At 71.4% G+C, this 17962-nt stretch carries 15 protein-coding genes; all 15 read right to left on the bottom strand.

The window, feature by feature from the left end:
- Window positions 1-92: 92 nt before the first annotated feature.
- The 15 genes from sepF to mraZ all read right to left on the bottom strand — a co-directional run bounded on the left by sepF (window position 93) and on the right by mraZ (window position 17689).
- Window positions 93-671 carry a cell division protein SepF gene (gene sepF, locus QL987_RS15265; RefSeq protein WP_111075081.1) on the bottom strand — a complete coding sequence of 193 codons (579 nt, stop codon included), beginning with the start codon at window positions 669-671 and terminating at the stop codon, window positions 93-95.
- Window positions 672-713: 42 nt separating this feature from the next.
- A complete protein-coding gene (locus QL987_RS15260) occupies window positions 714-1436 on the bottom strand; it encodes a YggS family pyridoxal phosphate-dependent enzyme (protein ID WP_290158458.1) in 723 nt (240 codons plus the stop codon).
- Between the two features lie 9 nt (window positions 1437-1445).
- Window positions 1446-2612, bottom strand: coding sequence for a cell division protein FtsZ (gene ftsZ, locus QL987_RS15255; protein ID WP_110903099.1), 1167 nt, complete (start codon window positions 2610-2612; stop codon window positions 1446-1448).
- A 175-nt stretch (window positions 2613-2787) separates the two neighbouring features.
- A complete protein-coding gene (locus QL987_RS15250; RefSeq protein WP_290158456.1) occupies window positions 2788-3867 on the bottom strand; it encodes an FtsQ-type POTRA domain-containing protein in 1080 nt (359 codons plus the stop codon).
- Window positions 3868-4043: 176 nt separating this feature from the next.
- Window positions 4044-5471, bottom strand: coding sequence for a UDP-N-acetylmuramate--L-alanine ligase (murC, locus tag QL987_RS15245; protein ID WP_290158454.1), 1428 nt, complete (start codon window positions 5469-5471; stop codon window positions 4044-4046).
- A complete protein-coding gene (gene murG, locus QL987_RS15240) occupies window positions 5468-6646 on the bottom strand; it encodes an undecaprenyldiphospho-muramoylpentapeptide beta-N-acetylglucosaminyltransferase (RefSeq protein ID WP_290158452.1) in 1179 nt (392 codons plus the stop codon). Before murG ends, murC begins: the two co-directional genes overlap by 4 nt.
- Complete coding sequence (gene ftsW / locus QL987_RS15235; protein ID WP_290158451.1) at window positions 6643-7962, bottom strand: putative lipid II flippase FtsW; 1320 nt, start codon at window positions 7960-7962, stop codon at window positions 6643-6645. Before ftsW ends, murG begins: the two co-directional genes overlap by 4 nt.
- Entirely contained in the window at window positions 7925-9454 is a 1530-nt protein-coding gene (gene murD, locus QL987_RS15230; protein ID WP_290158448.1) for a UDP-N-acetylmuramoyl-L-alanine--D-glutamate ligase, read from the bottom strand. The genes ftsW and murD overlap by 38 nt, the downstream gene beginning before the upstream one ends.
- Entirely contained in the window at window positions 9451-10554 is a 1104-nt protein-coding gene (mraY, locus tag QL987_RS15225) for a phospho-N-acetylmuramoyl-pentapeptide-transferase (protein WP_221849881.1), read from the bottom strand. The genes murD and mraY overlap by 4 nt, the downstream gene beginning before the upstream one ends.
- On the bottom strand, window positions 10551-12017 hold the full coding sequence (gene murF, locus QL987_RS15220) for a UDP-N-acetylmuramoyl-tripeptide--D-alanyl-D-alanine ligase (RefSeq protein ID WP_290158445.1): 1467 nt from the start codon (window positions 12015-12017) through the stop codon (window positions 10551-10553). Before murF ends, mraY begins: the two co-directional genes overlap by 4 nt.
- Window positions 12014-13636: a UDP-N-acetylmuramoyl-L-alanyl-D-glutamate--2,6-diaminopimelate ligase gene (locus QL987_RS15215; protein WP_290158443.1), complete on the bottom strand. Its 1623-nt coding sequence runs from the start codon at window positions 13634-13636 to the stop codon at window positions 12014-12016. Before QL987_RS15215 ends, murF begins: the two co-directional genes overlap by 4 nt.
- Before the next feature lie 35 nt (window positions 13637-13671).
- Entirely contained in the window at window positions 13672-15441 is a 1770-nt protein-coding gene (locus tag QL987_RS15210; protein ID WP_290158441.1) for a penicillin-binding protein 2, read from the bottom strand.
- Window positions 15442-15475: 34 nt separating this feature from the next.
- Window positions 15476-16198, bottom strand: a complete 723-nt coding sequence (locus QL987_RS15205; RefSeq protein WP_253462661.1) for a hypothetical protein — start codon at window positions 16196-16198, stop codon at window positions 15476-15478.
- Between the two features lies 1 nt (window position 16199).
- Window positions 16200-17153 carry a 16S rRNA (cytosine(1402)-N(4))-methyltransferase RsmH gene (rsmH, locus tag QL987_RS15200; RefSeq protein ID WP_111075070.1) on the bottom strand — a complete coding sequence of 318 codons (954 nt, stop codon included), beginning with the start codon at window positions 17151-17153 and terminating at the stop codon, window positions 16200-16202.
- A gap of 104 nt (window positions 17154-17257) precedes the next feature.
- Window positions 17258-17689, bottom strand: coding sequence for a division/cell wall cluster transcriptional repressor MraZ (mraZ, locus tag QL987_RS15195; protein WP_111075069.1), 432 nt, complete (start codon window positions 17687-17689; stop codon window positions 17258-17260).
- Window positions 17690-17962 lie beyond the last annotated feature (273 nt).

Here is a 17962-nt window from a genome sequence, read left to right as displayed (position 1 = left end):
CCGGGGCCGGTTGGCACCGGTCACGGGGCGGGTGGGCCTGGGTGCCGAGCGGTCGTCCGGGAGCCCTTCGGCACCCGTACCGCGGGGGCGGCTCAGGACTGGGCGAAGAAGTTCGCCTCGATGTCGGACTCTACCTCAGCAGGCTCACCGCTCACTGCGATGTGTGCGGGCGAGAGCAGGAAGACCTTGTTCGTGACGCGCTCGATCTTGCCGTACAGGCCGAGCGACAGGCCACTGGCGAAGTCGATCATCCGGCGGGCGTCACCCTCGGTCATCTGCGAGAGGTTGATGATGACGGGGATGCCGTCACGGAAGCTCTCGGCGATGGACTGGGCGTCCTTGTACTCGCGCGGGTGGACGGTGAGGATCTCGTTCATTTCCTGGACCGGGGTCGCCTTCTGTGCGGTCGTGTGCGCGCGGCGGAGCGGGGTGACCTGCGCGCCGCGCTGGGAGGTGTGCTGGGGCTTCGCGGGCGCGGCGGCCGGAGCGGCAGCTGCGGGCGCTGCGGCGGCCGGAGCGGCAGCGGGCGCTGCGGCGGCCGGGGCCTCCTGCGGCGCTGCCGGGGCCTGCTGGCGCGCCTGCGCCGGCGCGGCCTGCTGCTCGTCCTCGTAGTCGAGTTCCTCGTCGGCGAGGCCGAGGTAGACCATCGTCTTCTTCAGCGGGTTGGCCATGGTTCCTCCGGGAGTCGTGCTCGTTGATGCCCTGCGACGAGGCTATGGGGCGGCGGGCCGATTCCCGGTGATTGCGCTCCCGATCCGCAGGTGTGTCGCGCCCTCCGCGATCGCCTCGGCGTAGTCGCCGCTCATGCCGGCGGAGATGTCGGTCGCCGCGGGCTCGAGCAGGCGCACCCGCTCGGAGATCGCACGGAGCCGGGCGAAGGCCGCGCGGGGCTCCTCGTCGAGCGGCGCGACCGCCATCACGCCCCGGAGGCGCAGGGTCCCGGTGGCCAGGACCCGCTCGGCCAGGGCGTCGACCTCGTCCGGTACGACACCGCCACGACCGGGGTCGTCCGTGAGGTTGACCTGCACGAAGCCGTCGAGCACGCGGGGGTCCGGCTCGGTCTCGGTCGGGGCGAAGGCGTCGACGACGCTCGCTCGGTCGAGGGACTGCACGACGTGCGCGTACCGGCGCGCCTGCCGGGCCTTCTTCGACTGCAGCTGCCCGACGAAGTGCCAGGTCAGGCCGAGCTCCTCGAGTTCCGCGGCCTTGGCCTGCGCCTCCTGGTGCCGGTTCTCCCCCACGTCCGTCACGCCGAGCGCGGCGAGCTGCCGGACGAGCGCGGCCGGGTGGTACTTCGTGACGACGACGAGGGTGAGCTCGTCGACGGAGCGGCCGGCGGCGCGCGCCGCGTCGGCGATGCCCTCCCGGACGGACGCGAGACGCGCCTCCAGTCCGTCGTCTGGTGACGAGGACGGGAGGCGCGTGTCGGCGACCACAGGGGTCGGTTACTTCAGGAAGTCGGGGACGTCGAGCTCGTCGTCGTCGTCGAAGGCCGGGTCGGCGGCGCGCTGCGCCGGCGGCTCGTGCTCCTGCGACGCCCACGACGGGGTCGAGTGGCCGGAGTCCTCGATGCGGTTGGACGAACCGGTGGTGACGGGCACGGTGGCGCCGGCGTCCGGGTCGACGTAGCTCGAGCGACGCTCCTGGTGCTGCTGCTGCGACGGCTCGCCGCCGTCGAAGCCGGCGGCGATGACGGTGACCCGCACCTCGTCGCCGAGGGTGTCGTCGATGACCGCACCGAAGATGATGTTCGCCTCGGGGTGGACGGCCTCCTGCACCAGACGGGCCGCGTCGTTGATCTCGAAGATGCCGAGGTTCGAGCCACCCTGGATCGAGAGCAGCACGCCGTGCGCACCGTCGATCGAGGCCTCGAGCAGCGGCGACGCGACGGCGAGTTCGGCCGCCTTGATCGCGCGGTCGGCGCCCCGCGAGGAGCCGATGCCCATGAGCGCCGAACCAGCACCCTGCATGACGCTCTTCACGTCGGCGAAGTCGAGGTTGATCAGGCCCGGGGTCGTGATGAGGTCCGTGATGCCCTGGACACCGGCGAGGAGCACCTGGTCGGCCGTGGCGAAGGCCTCGACCATGGAGATGCCGCGGTCGGAGATCTCGAGCAGGCGGTCGTTCGGCACGACGATGAGCGTGTCGACCTCGTCCTTGAGGCTCGCGACGCCGTTCTCGGCCTGCGACTGGCGGCGCTTGCCCTCGAAGCCGAAGGGCTTCGTGACGACACCGATGGTCAGGGCGCCGATCGACTTCGCGATGCGGGCGACGACCGGGGCGCCACCGGTACCGGTGCCACCACCTTCACCGGCGGTGACGAAGACCATGTCGGCCCCGGCGAGGGCTTCCTCGATCTCCTCGGCGTGGTCCTCGGCGGCGCGGCGACCCACCTCGGGGTCGGCACCGGCTCCGAGGCCGCGGGTGATCTCGCGACCCACGTCGAGCTTGACGTCGGCGTCGCTGAGCAGCAGCGCCTGTGCGTCGGTGTTGATGGCGATGAACTCGACCCCGCGGAGTCCGAGCTCGATCATGCGGTTGACGGCGTTGACACCGCCGCCGCCGACACCGACCACCTTGATGACGGCGAGGTAGTTGTGGTTCGTGGTCACGTCTGTCCGGCCTCCGGTCAGAACCCTCAACCTTTGCTTGAAGTTCAGAGTTCTAGCTGCTACGAATGGTGCTGGCCCCGACGCTACGGGTGCCGTCCTGCTGCTGACGACCCGCCACGCCGCGTGTCGCCGATCGCGGCGCAGATCGTGTCGGCGTCGCATCCGCTCGGCGCGGTCAGCCCTGCGGTCGGATGATCCCGTTGTCCGGAGCGGACACGTCGTACTCGACCTTCGAGCCCTTGTCACGTGCCGCGTGGTCCTTGACCAGGGCCGCCAACAGCGTCGCCTTCGCCGCGGACTCGTCCGGACTCCCCCACACCACGCTCGACCCGTCGCTCATGGTCAGGGTCACGTCGTCCGAGGTCGAGGCCGCGATGCCCGACACCTGGTCGCGCACACTGGCCGGCATCGCCAGCACGACCTCGGTCATGGTCCGGAACACCGTGCTGCCGAGCTTCGCCCGACCGATGTCCGCCACCGGCATGCCGCTCGGCCGCTTCGTCATCGACTGCACGACGATGCCGGCCGGGTCGACGAGATCGAACGACTTCCCCGACTTCACGGCGACGACCGGCGTCCGTTCGGTGACGGTGACGACCAGGGTGTGCGGCGGCTCCTCTTCCGTGACGTAGCTCTCGATCAGCGGGAAGCCGGCGATCTGCTGCTTCACCTCGCCCAGGTCGATCCGGGCCAGGGGCGTGCCGATCTGACCCGACAGCGCCGCCCGGACCTCGGCCGCGTCCACGCGGTCGGTGCCCTTCACCTCGATCGTCTGCAGCGCCATCAGCGGCGAGAAGACCGCGACCAGGATCGACACCACCAGCACGACGACGACACCGCCGGCCGTGATCCACGCTGCACGACGGTGCCGGGAACGTCGGGTGAACCGCCGGACCTCGGCACGCTCCAGCAGACGGCGGCGCTTGCGGGCGATGCGCGCCTCGCGGGCGGTCTCGGCCGCGCGGACGCGGGCGCCGATCGGGGTCTCGTGCGGCACGTGGGTGGACACGGGCGCGTCGGTCACGGCCGTACGCGTGGTGCCGTCCAGACGGGAGGCCCGTCCCGGCTCCGTCCCGCCGGCGTCCGTCGCAGCGTCACGCGTCGTGACGGGCCCGGTCAGGCGCCGGTCCAGTGGCACGGGAGCGGTCAGGCGCTCGTCCGCCGTGCGGTCGTCCTCCGTGAGGTCGACCTCCGGCAGTGCGGGCAGGAGCGCGTCGAGCGGGTCGACGTCCGGCTCCGGGGTGGACGCGACCACGTCGTCACGGTGCGCCGACGTGCGCGAGGCACGCCGGGCCCCCCGGGCGCCGCTCAGTGCGGAACGGAAGCCGCCGCTCCGAGCCGGCCGACCGGAGCGCGCCGCGCCGTCGGGAACGTCCGTCCCGGCGGACCGCTCGTCGGCACCGGCCCGGTCGTCGAACCCCTCCGGGCGCTTCACCGGCCTGCGGCTCCGGCGTCGTCCGTCTGCAGGGCCGTGAGGACCTGCGGGATGATCCGGTACACGTCGCCGCAACTCAGGGTCATGATGATGTCGCCGTCGCGGGCGATGGCAGCCGCACGCGCCGAGGCCTCGGCCCAGTCGGGCAGGTAGTCGACCCGCTCCTGGTCGGCGAAGCGCTCCTGCACCAGGGCGCCGGTGACGCCGGGTTCCGGGTCCTCCCGGGCGCCGTAGACGTCGAGCACGACCGTGTGGTCCGCCAGCTCCTCGTAGACCTTCGCGAAGTCGCCCGCCATCAGCCGCGTCCGCGAGTACAGGTGCGGCTGGTGGATCGCGATGATGCGCCCCTCGCCGACGACGTCGCGGGCCGCGTGCAGCGCCGCGGCGACCTCGGTCGGGTGGTGCGCGTAGTCGTCGTACACCGAGACGCCACGCTCAACACCGTGCAGCTCGAAGCGCCGCTCGGTCCCACCGAACGCCTCGATGCCGCGGACCGCGTCGGCCGGCTCGACGCCCAGCCCGACGAGCACCGCGAAGGCACCCACCGCGTTGACGGCGTTGTGGCGGCCCGGCACGCGCAGGGCGATGTGGTGCGACGCGCCGTCCCAGCGCAGGTCGACCGTGACCCCGGCGCCCTCGGTGACACGCTCGATGCGGACGTCGGCACCCTCGGCCTCGCCGAAGGTGACGATCTCCGGCGCGTCCGGGCGGGCACGGATGCCCTCGGTGACCCGGACGGCACCGGCGTCGTCGCTCGAGACGACGATGCGCTCCCGGGCCTTCGCGGCGAACTCGACGAACGCGTCGATGAAGGCCTGCTCGCTGCCGTAGTGGTCCAGGTGGTCCGGGTCGACGTTCGTGATGAGCGCGATCGCCACGTCGTAGAGCAGGAAGGAGCCGTCGGACTCGTCCGCCTCGACGACGAACAGGTCGCTGCTGCCCGGTGCCGAGCTGGTGCCCAGGGACTGGATCACCCCGCCGTTGACGAAGCTCGGGTCGAGGCCCAGCTCGACCAGGGCGGTGACGATCATGCCCGTCGAGGTGGTCTTGCCGTGCGCGCCCGCGACCGCCACCAGGCGGTGCTCGGAGATCAGTGCGGCCAGGGCCTGCGACCGGTGCAGCACCGGCAGTCCGCGGCGCTGCGCCTCGAGGAGTTCGGGGTTGTCCGGCCACAGCGCGCTCGTGACGACGATCGTGTCCGCGTCGCCGACGTTGGCGGCGTCGTGCCCGATCCGGACCTCCGCGCCGAGCTCGCGCATCCGGCCGGTCGTCGCGGTCTCGCGGGAGTCGCTGCCCGTGACGTGGTGGCCGGCGGCCAGGAACATCCGCGCGATGCCGCTCATGCCGGACCCGCCGATGCCGACGAAGTGCACCGTGCCCAGGTCGTCGGGGATCGGCTGGGTGAGGTCCGGCTTGATGGTCATGGTTCCTCCGTGCTGCTGGTGGAGCGGGTGCTGCTGGTGTCGCTGCTGCTGGTGTCGCTGCTGCTGGTGTCGCTGCTGGTGTTGCTCCGGCTGCGGCGCTTGCTCGTGCGCGCCGCGCTGAGGACGAGCTCCGTCATCCGGTCGGCGCCGTCGCGGTGTCCGACGCTGCCGGACCGGACGGCCATGTCCGCGATGCCGGCACGGTCCTCCAGGATCGTCAGCAGCTGCAACGTGATCCACTCCGGCGTGAATTCCTGGTCCGCGACGAGCACCGCTCCCCCGGCGGCGACCACGTCGCGGGCGTTGTGCCGCTGCTCGCCGTTGCCGACCGGGTACGGCACCAGGACGCTCGGCAGGCCGACCGCGGTGAGCTCGCAGACCATGCCGGCCCCGGAGCGCGAGACGACGAAGTCCGCAGCCGAGTACGCCAGGTCCATCCGGTCGCAGTACGGCAGCACGTGGTAGCCGTCCAGGTCGCTCGGGCCGATGTCCGACGCGGCGCCGACGACGTGCAGGATCTGCCACCCGGCCCCGAGGATCGTCGCCGCGGCCTGGTTGACGGTGCGGTTGATGCTCCGTGCGCCCGACGAACCACCGGTGACGAGCAGCACCGGACGCTCCGGGTCCAGACCGAACTCGGCGAAGCCCGCCGCGCGCTCGGCCCGACGGTCCAGCCGCTCGATCTCACGGCGCAGGGGCATCCCGACGACGCGGGAGTGTGGCAGTTTGGTGTTCGAGAACGTCACACCGACGTGGCGGGTCAGGACGGCGGCCATCCGGTTCGCCAGGCCCGGCTTCGCGTTCTGCTCGTGCACGACGATCGGCGTGCCGGTGCGCTTCGCCGCGATGTAGGCCGGCGCGGCCGCGTAGCCGCCGACGCCCAGGACGACGGCGATCTCGCGCTCGCGGATGATCTGCTCGGTGCGTCGGACCGCCGACCAGAAGGCGCCGGGGAACCGCAGGGCCGCACCGTTGACCTTGCGCGGGAACGGCAGGCGCGGGATCGTCACGAGTTCGTAGCCGCGCATCGGGACGAGCCGGGACTCCAGCCCTTCGGCCGTGCCGAGGACCAGGACCTCGTCCTCCGGCGACCGCTGGGTCAGCCGGTCGGCGACCGCGAGCAGGGGATTCACGTGGCCGGCGGTCCCGCCGCCGGCGAAGAGGAAGCGGCTCACCGCAGGGCTCCGTTCCGTGTCCCGGGTTCCGGGACCGTGGTGGCGCGTGCCCTGCTGCCGGAGCGGCTCGGCAGGTCACGGGCGAAGGACAGCACGACGCCGATGGCGACGAGCGTCATGATGAGCGCCGATCCACCGGCCGAGATGAGTGGGAGAGGCACTCCGAGCACCGGCAGGAGCCCGAGGACGACCGCGATGTTGACGAGCGCCTGCCCGATCACCCAGGCGAGCACGCCGCCGGTGACGGTGCGGACGAAGGGGTCCGGCGACAGGCGGATGACCCGGATCATGCCGATGGCCAGGACGACGAACAGGGCGAGCACGACGACCGCGCCGATGAGCCCCAGCTCTTCGCCGACGATCGCGAAGATGTAGTCGTTGTCCGCCTCGGGCAGCCACGACCACTTCAGCTTCGAGTTGCCGAGGCCGACCCCGAACACACCGCCGGACGCCAGCGCCCACATGCCGTGCACGGGCTGCCAGCACAGGTCCTGCGCCTGGTTCGAGTCGGTGCAGCCGGAGAGCCACGCGCTGATGCGGGACTGCCGCGAGCTGGAGGCCATGGTGACGACCGGTAGCATGACGGCGATCGCCGCGACGCCGACCGCCAGGTGCCGCAGACGGACGCCGCCGACGAACAGGCTGCCGAAGACCAGGATCATCATGATCATCGCGGTGCCCTGGTCGCCACCGACCAGGACGAGGCCGATCGACACGGCGGTCGCGAGTCCGACCGGGATGAAGACCTCACGCCAGTCGTGCAGCTTCTCGCGCTTCCGGAACAGCACCGCACCGATGCCGAGCACGAGCGCGAGCTTGAGGATCTCGGACGGCTGCGCGGTGAACCCGCCGATGCCGATCCAGTTCCGGTTGCCCTGCACCGAGATGCCGATCGGGCTGAACACCAGCAGCTGCAGGACGAGCCCCGCGCCGAGGATCCGCATCGCCCAGCGGCGCCAGAACTCGGCGGAGAGGCGGCTGACCACGAGCATCAGCGGAACACCGATCAGCGCGTACAGGCCCTGCTTGGCGAAGGCCCCGAAGAAGCCGTGCTTGTAGCGGTACTCCTCGACGCTCGACGACGACAGGACCATCACGACACCGAAGACGACGAGGAAGAGCGTGACGCCGAGGATCGTGTAGAACGTCGTGGACTCGGCCACGAAGACGTTCTTGACGGCCACGACCGCGCCGTTCGAGCGGCGGCGGGCACCGTCGACGCCGGAGCCCACGCGCGCGCTGGTCGCGGCTCCCGCTGCGCTGGCTCGGGCCCGGGCGCTACGCCCGTTCGCCGGCAGATCCGTCGGTGTCGCCATCGGCGTCGCCTCCCAGGTGCTCGTGGACCGCTGCCGCGAAACGTTCGCCCCGGTCGGCGTAGGAACCGAACTGGTCGAAGGACGCGGCGGCCGGGGCGAGGAGGACCGTGTCGCCCGGTCTCGCGACCGATGCGGCATGCCGGACCGCCTCGGGCATGACCTGCTCAGTGTCCAGCGCTTCCACCTGCAGGACCGGGACCGCGGGCGCGTGTCGTGCGAATGCCTCCAGGACGGGGGTCCGGTCGGTGCCGATCACGACGACGCCACGGACCCCGGGCCCGAAGCGCTCGACCAGGCCGTCGATGTCGACGCCCTTGAAGAGCCCGCCGACGATCCACACCACGGACTCGAAGGCGGACAGCGAGGCGGTCGCGGCGTGCGGGTTCGTCGCCTTCGAGTCGTCGACCCAGGCGATGCCGTCGGCGCTGGCGACCGCCTCGGTCCGGTGGTGGTCGGCACGGAACGCCTGCACCGCCGAGCGGATCGCGCTGGGCGGGACCGAGCCGGCGCGGGCGAGCGCCGCCGCGGCCAGCACATTGGCGGTCATGTGGGGGCTGTCGAGCCCGGCCGTCTCGAGGTCCGCGACGGTGGCGAGCTCGAGCGCGCTGTTGCGGCGGTCCTCGGTGAAGGCGCGGTCGCAGAGCACGTCCTCGACGAGCCCGACATCGCCGGGGGCGGGCAGTCCGAGCGAGAAGCCCACCGCGCGGCAACCCTCGACGACGTCGGCCTCCTCGACCATGCGGCGGGTGGCGTCGTCGGCCGTGTTGTAGACGCAGGCCAGCACGGTGCGCTCGTAGACCTTGGCCTTCGCGGCGCGGTAGGCCTCCGCGGAACCGTGCCACTCCAGGTGGTCGTCGGCGATGTTGAGGCAGGCCGAGGCGAGCGGCACGACGGCACCCGGGCCCTCGGTCGCCATCGTGTGCAGCTGGTGGCTGGAGAGCTCGACGACCAGGACGTCGAAGCCCTCCGGGTCGCGGACCACGTCGAGCACCGGCACGCCGATGTTGCCGCACGCCACGGCACGCAGCCCGGTCGCGGCGTACATCGCGGTGGCCAGCTGGGTGGTCGTGGTCTTGCCGTTCGTGCCGGTGATCGTCAGCCAGGGCGCGGCGACCGGGCCCTTCACGACCTTGTCGCGGACCCGCCAGGCGAGTTCGATGTCGCCCCAGACGGGGCCGTGTTCGTGAGCCCAGACGACGGTCGCGTTGTGCGGCGGGAGGCCCGGGGACACGACGACCAGGTCGGGTGCCTGCTCGACGAGCGCGGCGGGCACGGTGTCGAGCGGCGTCTGCACGAAGCGGGCACCGATCACGTCGAGCAGTTCCACGCTGTCGGCCGGGGCGTCGGTCGAGTACACGACGACGTCGCTGCCGAGCTCGGCGAGGGTGTCCGCCACCGAGAACCCGGTGGCGCCGAGGCCGAGCACGGCGACCCGCAGCCCCTTCCAGCCCTCGGAGTACCAGCTGTCGAGACCGTTCAGGCGTTCGCTCATTGGACTCGTGCGATCCATTCCAGGTAGAACAGCCCGACCCCGGCCGCGACGCAGAGCCCCGCGATGATCCAGAACCGGACGACGACGGTCACCTCGGCCCAGCCCTTGAGCTCGAAGTGGTGGTGCAGGGGGCTCATCCGGAAGATGCGCTTGCCGTGCGTGATCTTGAAGTACGCCCGCTGCAGGATGACCGAGCCGGTGACGATGAAGAACAGGCCACCGATCAGGACGAGCAGCAGCTCGGTGCGGCTGAGGATCGCGAGACCGGCCAGGGCACCGCCGAGCCCGAGGGACCCGGTGTCGCCGAGGAAGATCTGCGCCGGCGACGTGTTGTACCAGAGGAAGCCGATCAGCCCACCGCAGACCGCGGCAGCGACGACGGCCAGGTCGAGCGGGTCGGTGACGGTGTAGCAGGCGTGCTTCGTGGTCTCGTCGATCCGGACGCCACCGCAGATCTGGTTCGACTGCCAGAACCCGATGATGACGTAGGAGCCGATCGCCAGGATGCTCGACCCGGTGGCCAGGCCGTCGAGTCCGTCGGCGACGTTGACGCCGTTCGAGGTCGACACGGTGAGCAGCACGATCCACGCCAGGAACAGGATCGTCCCGATGACGGTGCCGAGCGCCATGAAGTCGAGCCACGGGATGTCCCGGATCGCCGAGATCATCGTGGACGCCGGGGGCTTGCCACTGCCGGCGGGGACGACGAGGGCGATGGTCGCGAAGACCACGCCGACGATGACCTGCCCGAGCACCTTCGCCCAGCCGCCGAGCCCGAGGCTCCGCTGGCGTCGGACCTTGAGGAAGTCGTCGACGAACCCGACGACGCCGAGCCCGACCATGAGGAACAGGACGAGCAGCCCGGACAGCGTGAGCGGGTCACGGCCGACCAGGTGTCCCACGAAGTACCCGAGCACCGCGCCGAGGATCAGGACGATGCCGCCCATGGTGGCGGTGCCGCGCTTGGTGTGGTGCGACTGCGGGCCGTCGTCACGGATGAACTGGCCCCACCCGAGTCGGTGGAACAGCTTGATGAACAGCGGCGTGAGCAGCAGTGTGAACACCAGCGACACAGCGCCGGCGACGAGGAGCGCGATCATTCGGGGACACCTCCGAGGCGGTCGCCGAGGAACCGCAGCCCGGCCGACTTCGAGGACTTGACCAGGACGACGTCACCCGGACGCACGAGTTCCTGGAGGGCACGGACGGCGTCGTCGACGTCCTCGATGAACACGGACTCGCCGTCCCACGATCCCTCGAGGGTGGCGGCCTGGTGGATGGGCATGGCACCGCGACCGACGACCACGAGCTGACCGATGTTCAGGCGGACGACGAGCCGACCGATGGTGTCGTGCTCCTCCACCGAGAACTCGCCGAGCTCGGCCATCTCGCCGAGGACGGCGACGGTGCGCTCCCCCGGGCGGACGACCTGCGCGAGCGTCCGCAGCGCGGCGGCGGTCGAGTCGGGCGAGGCGTTGTACGCGTCGTTGATGACGGTGACGCCGTCCGGGCCCTGCAGCAGCTCCATGCGCCAGCGCTCGGCGCGCGTCATCGACGCGAGCGCCTCGGCGCCGTCGGCGAGCGGTACACCCCAGAGGTGCGCCACCGTCAGGGCGGCGGCCGCGTTCATGGCGTGGTGCTCGCCGAGGATGGCGAGGCGGACGTCGACGGTCTCGAGGCCGTCGGACGGGCCTCCCGTCACGTCGTCGGGTGCCGGAGCGGTCTCGCCGACGGGAGGCGCGGTGAGCGTGAAGCGGGTGCCCTCGCGGTCCGTGGTGACACCGCTGATGCGGTAGTCCGCCCCGGCGGACGTGCCGAAGCCGACCACGCGGGCGTCGGTGCGCTCGCGCATCCGCGCGACGCGGTCGTCGTCGACGTTGAGGAGGGCGGTCGCGGTGGCCGGCAGGTCGGTGACCATCTCGGACTTCGCGCGCTCGGTGGCGTCGATCCCGCCGAACTCGCCGGCGTGGGCGAGCCCGACCTTGAGCACGACGCCGACGTCCGGCTCGGCGATGCGGACGAGCTTCGCGATGTGGCCGATGCCGCTCGCGCCCATCTCGACGACGAGGAAGCGGGTGTCGGCCGTGATCCGGAGCATGGAGACCGGGGCGCCGACGTGGTTGTTGAACGAGCCCTCGGGCGCCACGGTCTCGCCGGCGCGGGACAGGATCGTCCGGAGCATGTTCTTCGTGCTCGTCTTGCCGTTCGAGCCGGTGATGCCGACCACGCGGAGGGACCCGGCGGCGCGGACGCGTGCGACGACCTCGTGCGCGAGGGCGGCCAGCGCGGCGTACCCGTCGGTGACGACGATCTGGGCGGTGGTGGAGTCCTCCGGCAGGTCGACGGCACGCTCCGTGACGACCAGGGCGGCGCCAGCGGTTGCGGCGGACGGCACGAAGCGGTGTCCGTCGGTCTCCTCGCCGAGCAGGGCGAAGAAGACGCTGCCGGGGCCGACGAGCCGCGAGTCGGTCTCCACGGGACCGTCGACGGTCGTGTCGGCGGCACCGCGGACGAGCTCGCCGTCGACCGCGGTGGCGATCTCGGCGAGGGTCAGGGCGATCATCGGGCGTCCTCCGCCGGGCCGGTGTTCGGTTCCCAGCCGGCCTCTCGGAGCGCGGCACGGGCCTCGTCGCGGGCCGAGTACGGCGTCCGGACCCCCTGGATGTCGCGGTAGTCCTGGTGGCCGGGGCCGGCCCAGAGGATCGAGTCCCCCTCGCCGACCAGGGCCACGGCGGCGCGGATGGCGGCCTCGGGCGGGCTCACCTCGTGGATCTCGTGTTCCGGGAACGCGGCACGGGCGGCGTCGACCAGGGTCTTCCGGATCGACGCGGCGTCCTCGAAGCGCGGGTGGTGGTCGGTGACGACCAGGATGTCGGACCCCTCGGCCGCGACCCGGGCCATGTCCGCCCGCTTCGTCGTGTCGCGGTCGCCGTCGGCGCCGAACAGCATGACGACCTTGCCGGGCGTGAACTGGCGCACCGCCGCGAGGGTGTTGAGGAAGGCGTCGGGGCTGTGGCCGAAGTCGACGTAGACGCTCGGGCCGGCGTGGCCGGAGACGCGCTCGGTGCGGCCGGGCAGGTAGCACTCGATGGCGCTGACGACGGTGCCGTCGCGCTCGTCGGCGTAGGTGCGGTGGTTCGTCTCGAGCGCGTGCGAGATCGCGCCGAGCTCGAACCCGCCCTCGACGAGCATGACGATGGCGAGGGCGGCGTTGGCGGCCATGTGCCAGCCGATCAGCGGGACGCGGGTGGTGAGCTCGCGGCCCTCCGGTCCGGTCAGGCGGAACTCGGTGTACGCGGCGTGCGCCTCGAGGATGTCGACGTGCCACTCGGCCTCGACCTCGGGGTGCACCGTGATGGTCGTCACCGGGATACGGGAGTCCTGGACGACGCGGTGGCCCCAGTCGGTGTCGAGCGAGACGACACCGCGACGACCGTGCTCCGGCTGGAACAGCGGCAGCTTCGCCTGGAAGTACTCCTCCATGTCGGCGTAGTCGTCGAGGTGGTCGTGGCTGAGGTTCGTGAACGCGACGACGTCGAAGACGATGCCGTCGACGCGGTGCCGGCTGAGGGCCTGGGCGCTGACCTCGACGGCGACGGCGCGGACCTCGCTCTCGCGCATCCGGGCGAGGAGCGCGTGCATCTCGCTGGCCTCAGGCGTGGTGAGCCGGCTGGTGACGCTGAGCGAGCCGATGTGCCGCTCGGCGGTCGAGCTCAGGCCGGTGACCAGGCCGAGCTGCTTGAGGATGCCCTCGAGGATGTACGAGGTGCTGGTCTTGCCGTTCGTCCCGGTGACGGCGAAGAGCAGCGGCAGCTCGGCCTCGTCCGGGTTGGTGCGGTAGACCCACGCGGAGACGTCCCCGAGCGCTGCCCGCGGGCTGTCGACGACCAGGACCGGCAGGCCGGACCGCTCGGCGACGGCCACACCGTCGGCGTCGGTGAGGACGGCGACGGCACCGCGCTCGGCGGCGTCGGCGGCGAACTCGGCACCGTGGCGGTTCGCGCCGTGGACGCCGACGAACAGGTCACCGGGCTGCACCTCGGCGGCGCTCAGGGTGACGCCGGTCGTCTCGACGCCGTCGAGCGAGCCGACGACCCGGAGCCCGAAGGCGTTCGCGAGTTCGGCGACCGGCCGCGGGGTCGGGTGTTCGGGCCGGAGGACCGGGGGGATCCGTGCTGACAAGTGCTCCTTCTTCCTCTCCACGTGGACGGGTCGTCCTACCAGGTCGACGGGTAGGTCCGCGCCTGTGTCGTGGAGGGGGCGACTCGGTACTTCTCGAGCACCTGGGACATGAGTGTGCGGAACGCCGGAGCCGCTCCGCTCGACCACTTGGTGGTCTGCGGCTTCGTGAACGTCACCGTGACAACATACTGGGGGTCTTCGGCGGGTGCCATTCCGGCCACCGAGATGATACGGTCCGCGCCGTAGCCCTTGGCACCGTCGGCGACCTCGGCCGTTCCGGTCTTCGCGGCGATGTTGTAGCCCGAGATCGGCTTCATGCCGACCAGGGTCCCGCCGGTCACCACGCTCTGCAGCATGTCGACCGTCTGGGTGGCCGCCGCGGCCGACACGACGCGCTTGCTCTGCACGTCGGGCGCGTCGATCGTCTTGCCGTCCTCGGTCTGGCAGCCCTTCACCATGTGCAGCGGGATCCGGACGCCCTGGTTCGCGAGCGTCTGGTAGATGCTCGAGACCTGCATGGCGGTGGTCGAGATGCCCTGGCCGAACATCGAGTTGATGTCGGTCTGCTTGTCCCACTGGGGGCTCGCGCCGTAGTTCATCGTCGGCTGACCCGGGTAGTCGATCGCGGGCTCGGGCTCGAACAGGCCGAACTCGCGCATCACGTCGTACCGCTGCTGGGTCGTCAGCTTGGAACCGAGCTCGGTGATGCCGACGTTCGAGGAGTCCCGGAGGATGCCGGTGAGCGTCAGGTTCTCGGTCGGGTGGAACTCGGAGTCATGGATCGTCCCGCCCCAGGGGAAGGTGCGCGAGTACGGCACGACCGCCTGGGTCGTCGGGCTCGCCAGGCCCTTGTCGATGAGGGCGGCGGCGATCGCGGCCTTGATCGTCGAACCGGGCTCGTAGGCGGCCGTCAGGGCGCGGGAACCGTAGGCCCCGGGGTCCTTCGTCGCGTCGACGTCGTTCGGGTCCACGGTCGGGTAGTCCGCGACGGCCAGGACCTCGCCGGTCTTGGCGTTCACCACGGTGGCGGTGGCGGACTCGGCCTTGAGCTGCTGGGCGGCGTCCGCGATGTCCTGCGACGCCATGTACTGCAGGTCGCTGTCGATCGTGGTGACGAGCGTCCCGCCGTCCTTCGCGCGCTTCTGCGTCACGGTGCTGCCCGGCAGCTGCACGCCGTCCTCACCGCGCTCGTAGGTCTCGGAGCCGTTCGTGCCGGCGAGGCACTTCTGGTACGCCAGCTCGAGGCCGGCCTGGGCACCGTCGGTCCCCATGAAGCCGGTCACGTTGCCGGTGGCCGCGCCGGTCGGGTAGGACCGGGCAGCCTGCTGCTCCGGGTAGAGCCACGGCACCTGCAGGGCACGGACGGCCTCGTAGTGCGCGACGTCGATGCCCTTGACCAGGTACGCGAAGTCGGACTTCGGGTCGGCCGCGATGTTCTTCTGCATGGTCGCGACGTCGCCGCCGGAGGCCTTCGCGATCGCGCTGAGGGCCTGGTCGACCGAGACGTCCTTCACACGGGTGCCGCCGAGCTTGCCCTCGAACGACTTCACCAGGCGCGGCGAGGTCGTGATGTTGTAGCGGACCACGCTCTCGGCCAGCGCGGTGCCGTCACGGTCGACGATCGTCCCGCGCGTGCCGTACAGCGTGACCGGGATGCTGCGCTTCGACTCGGCGGCCTGCGACAGCTCGTCCGCCTGCACGACCTGGATGTCGACCAGCCGGACCACGAACACCGCGACGAGCGCGATCACGGCGATCATCACGACGCTGTAGCGCAGTCGTCGGTTGCGGAGCGTCTTCGTCACGAGCGGCCTTCCCGGGGTGGTGCTGAGCCCTCGGTCACCGGGTCGTGGGTGCCTGGAGCTGGTTCGCGTCGGACTCTACGGAGGACTTCGCCGAAGGCTGGTCCGACGCGCTGGAGGCTCCGGCCTTCTCAGTGTCGGCCGCGGCGGCCGGAGCTGCAGCGGCCGGCGCGGCAGCAGCCGGCGAAGCAGCAGGTGCAGCAGCAGCGGCGGCCGGAGCGGCAGCGCTGTTCTCCTTGCTCGTGGCGGTGTCGCCGGGACGAGCCGCGAGCGGGACGTCGCCGAGCAGCGAGTTCGGGACCTGGTTCGCGGTGTTGCCGGTCGCCTCTTCCGGGGTGGCCGGGGTCGGCGTGCCGTAGACGGTGCCGGTCTTCGGGTCGAGGTACACCGGGGTCGAGTTCGCGATCATGCCGAGCGCCTGGGCGTTGCGGGCCAGGTTCTGCGGCGACTCGAGCACCTTGAGGCCCTCGGACAGGGACGCCTGGGTGCGGGTGAGCCCGGTCTGCTCGGTCTTCAGCGAGCTGAGCGTGTAGGCGCCCTGGCTGAGCGCCATGCTGATGCCGAGCTGGGCCAGCAGCAGCAGGCCGAGGGCGGCGATCGCGACGATGGCGTACGCCACCCGGGGCCGCGCACGACGCTGCGCCTTGGTCGGGGTGACCTCGACGAGTTCGGGACGCTGTCGCTCGGGGCGGACGGAGTCGGGACGCGGCGCGCGCGACGGGGCGACGACAGGGTCGACGAGTGCGAGGTTCGTGCTCATGTCACTTCCGGATCCGCTCGGCCGCGCGCAGGCGCACGGGGGTAGCTCGGGGGTTGGCGGCGCGTTCGGCGTCGTCGGCCTGTTCGGCGCCCTTGACGACGAGCGCGAAGGTCGGCGCGTGTTCGGGGAGTTCCACCGGCAGGTCGGCCGGGGCGCTCGAGGTGGTCCGTTCGACCAGCGCCCGCTTGACGATGCGGTCTTCGAGGGACTGGTACGACTCGACGACCAGGCGGCCGCCGACCCGGATGCGGTCGAGCGCGGCCGGGATCGCCCGCTCGAGGACGCTGAGTTCGGTGTTGACCTCGATGCGGAGCGCCTGGAAGACCCGCTTGGCCGGGTGACCCTGCCGCTGGATCGCGACCGGGGTGGCGTCGTGGAGCACCTGGACCAGGTCGCCGGACATCGTGAAGGGTCGCTCGGTCCGACGCTCGACGATCGCCTTCGCGTACCGGCCGGCGAGCTTCTCCTCGCCGTAGCGCTGGAAGATCCGACGGAGTTCGCGCTCGTCGTAGTCGGCGAGGACCTCGGCGGCGGTGATGCCCTGCGTCCGGTCCATCCGCATGTCGAGCGGGGCGTCCTGGCTGTAGGCGAACCCGCGCTCGGCCCGGTCCAGCTGCAGCGAGGACACACCGAGGTCGAACAGCACGCCGTCGACCGCGTCGATGCCCAGGCCGTCGAGCGCCTCGGGCAGTTCGTCGTAGACGGTGTGCACGAGGTGCACGCGGTCGCCGAAGCGAGCGAGCCGCTCCCCCGCGATGCCGAGGGCGTCGGTGTCGCGGTCGAGCCCGACGAGGGTCAGCTCCGGGAAGCGCTCGAGGAGGCCGGCGGAGTGACCGCCCATGCCGAGGGTGGCGTCGACGACGACCTTGCCCGGTCCCTCGAGCGTCGGCGTGAAGAGGTCGACGATCCGCTCGAGCATGACGGGGGTGTGCGGGAACTTCTCCGGTGCTGCCATGTGCGCCCCTGGACTCCTGGGCCGTGGGTCTGGATCCCCATCCATGCGACCTGACACCGGGGAAGGTGTGTCAGGGCGGACGGCTGGGAGTCTCGATCCACGGATCAGAAGATCCCCGGGATCACCTCCTCGTCGTTCTCGGCGAAGGCCTCTTCGGTCTCCGCGTAGTAGGTCTCCCAGGCACTGGTCGACCAGATCTCGGCGCGGTCACCGCTGCCGATGACCGTCAGGTCCCGCTCGAGCCCCGCGTACTCGCGGAGGTTCTGCGGGATGGTGACGCGGTTCTGCTTGTCGGGTTGTTCGGCGCTCGCTCCGGAGAGGAACAGGCGCATGTAGTCGCGGGTGCGCTTCGACGTCATCGGCGCCTGGCGGATCCGCTCGTGGAGTTCCTCGAAGGTCCTGGCGCTGAAGACGACCACGCACCGCTCCTGGCCGCGGGTCATGACGAGACCACCGGAGAGTTCGTCCCGGAACTTGGCGGGCAGGATCACGCGACCCTTCTCGTCGAGCTTCGGGGCATGGGTACCGAGCAGCACTCGGGGCCTCCCGTCAGCTCCACCGGTCTTCGTCTCGCCCCACGCTACTCCACTTCCCTCCACTTCGCTGCTCTGTTGCCCCACTCTCAGCCTCCGACACCCCTTCTGGGGGCACCCACACCCCGCCGGAGGCCATCGGATCCGCGCAACCACGGCCCTCCCGTCCCGGTGGAGCGCAGTGGAGGGATCCGGGCGCGCGGAACACCGGTGTTCGTCGGTCACGCCGCGTCAGGGAGCGGCGCGACCGACGAACACCGGTGTTTTGCCGCCCCG

It is taken from the genome of Curtobacterium sp. APC 4022 (assembly GCF_030407555.1).
Classification (GTDB): Bacteria; Actinomycetota; Actinomycetes; order Actinomycetales; family Microbacteriaceae; genus Curtobacterium.
The sequence above is the reverse complement of the archived record's forward strand: the minus strand, read 5'-3'. Positions and strand labels throughout refer to the sequence as shown.

What these genes read in the sequence shown, in the direction of transcription:
- murD (WP_290158448.1), bottom strand. Translation starts at nt 9,454, where the DNA reads ATGAGCGAACGCCTGAACGGTCTCGACAGCTGGTACTCCGAGGGCTGG.
- rsmH (WP_111075070.1), bottom strand. Translation starts at nt 17,153, where the DNA reads ATGGCAGCACCGGAGAAGTTCCCGCACACCCCCGTCATGCTCGAGCGG.
- sepF (WP_111075081.1), bottom strand. Translation starts at nt 671, where the DNA reads ATGGCCAACCCGCTGAAGAAGACGATGGTCTACCTCGGCCTCGCCGAC.
- ftsW (WP_290158451.1), bottom strand. Translation starts at nt 7,962, where the DNA reads ATGGCGACACCGACGGATCTGCCGGCGAACGGGCGTAGCGCCCGGGCC.
- murC (WP_290158454.1), bottom strand. Translation starts at nt 5,471, where the DNA reads ATGACCATCAAGCCGGACCTCACCCAGCCGATCCCCGACGACCTGGGC.
- mraY (WP_221849881.1), bottom strand. Translation starts at nt 10,554, where the DNA reads ATGATCGCGCTCCTCGTCGCCGGCGCTGTGTCGCTGGTGTTCACACTG.
- QL987_RS15205 (WP_253462661.1), bottom strand. Translation starts at nt 16,198, where the DNA reads ATGAGCACGAACCTCGCACTCGTCGACCCTGTCGTCGCCCCGTCGCGC.
- murF (WP_290158445.1), bottom strand. Translation starts at nt 12,017, where the DNA reads ATGATCGCCCTGACCCTCGCCGAGATCGCCACCGCGGTCGACGGCGAG.